This is a genomic window from Nocardioides albidus (assembly GCF_006335005.1).
Lineage (GTDB): Bacteria > Actinomycetota > Actinomycetes > Propionibacteriales > Nocardioidaceae > Nocardioides > Nocardioides albidus.
The window spans coordinates 637,469-638,563 of the sequence record NZ_VDMP01000027.1; the positions used below are offsets into that span (position 1 = coordinate 637,469).

At 68.1% G+C, this 1,095-nt stretch carries 2 protein-coding genes; both read left to right on the forward strand.

Going from position 1 to position 1,095, the window contains the following annotated elements:
* The coding region (locus FHP29_RS23050; protein ID WP_240044654.1) for an IMP dehydrogenase at nt 1-317 on the forward strand (317 nt) is incomplete at its 5' end.
* Nucleotides 318-446: 129 nt separating this feature from the next.
* Entirely contained in the window at nt 447-986 is a 540-nt protein-coding gene (locus FHP29_RS21430; RefSeq protein ID WP_158296668.1) for a Uma2 family endonuclease, read from the forward strand.
* The last annotated feature ends 109 nt before the right edge of the window (nt 987-1,095 follow it).

Below are 1,095 nucleotides of genomic sequence, written 5' to 3' on the forward strand. Positions count from 1 at the left end.
GCTCGCTCGGCGCGATGTCCTCGCGCGGCAAGAAGTCCTACTCCAAGGACCGCTACTTCCAGGCCGAGGTCGCCAGCGACGACAAGATCGTCCCCGAGGGCATCGAGGGCCGCGTCGCCTACAAGGGCCCGCTCGCCGGCGTCGCCCACCAGCTCCTCGGCGGCCTCTCCCAGTCGATGTTCTACGTCGGCGCCCGCACCATCCCCGAGCTGCAGGAGAAGGGCCGGTTCATCCGGATCACCTCCGCCTCGCTCAAGGAGAGCCACCCCCACGACATCGAGATGACCGTCGAGGCCCCCAACTACCACCGTTCGTGATGGCTCCGGGGGTGCCGGTGGAGGAGCGGTCCGCTCCGTCGGCATCCTGAGGTTCGCTTCCAGATGACCCGCACCCGGGTCCATCATGGAAGGGGAGTCGACGTGTCCGCCGAACCCGCTGGAGCTCTCGTGGAAAGCCTGCTGCGCATCCCCATGTCCTACGAGGACTACCAGGCGCTGCCCGAGCATCCGCGCGCGGAGTGGGTCGACGGACTCGTCGTCATGAGCCCCGCCGGACCCCGGCGCTCGCACCAGCGCGCCGCGCGACGCGTGGCGAACCTGCTCGAGCTCGCCTTGCCCGGATGCTGCGTCGACGAGGCGGTGAGCATCGCCCTGCCGCGGAACCGCGAACGGCTGCCCGATGTGGCGGTGTTCGACCACGAACCTCCCGACGATGTGCCGATTCGGCAGACTCCGGTCCTCGTCGTCGAGGTGCTCTCTCCGTCGACGGCCAGCGAGGACCTGCTCCGCAAGGGCCCGGAGTACGCCGAGGCAGGGATCGGCCAGTTCTGGGTCGTCAACATCGACGCCCGCACGGTCGAGGTCCAGGCGAACGTCGACGGCTGGTGGGAGTCGCTCGTCGTCATCGATGCCGCCCATCCGGCCGCGGACGTCCAGGTCGGCGACCACGGCGTGGTGTCGGTCGACCTGGCCGCAGTCCTGCATTGACGACCTGACGGCACCCTCCTTTTCCGGGGATCAGGGCCTTGCGCCTGTTTCGAACACATGTTCTAATGGGAGTAAGTCGGCGCAATACTCCTCGTGTGGCTCATGGTTC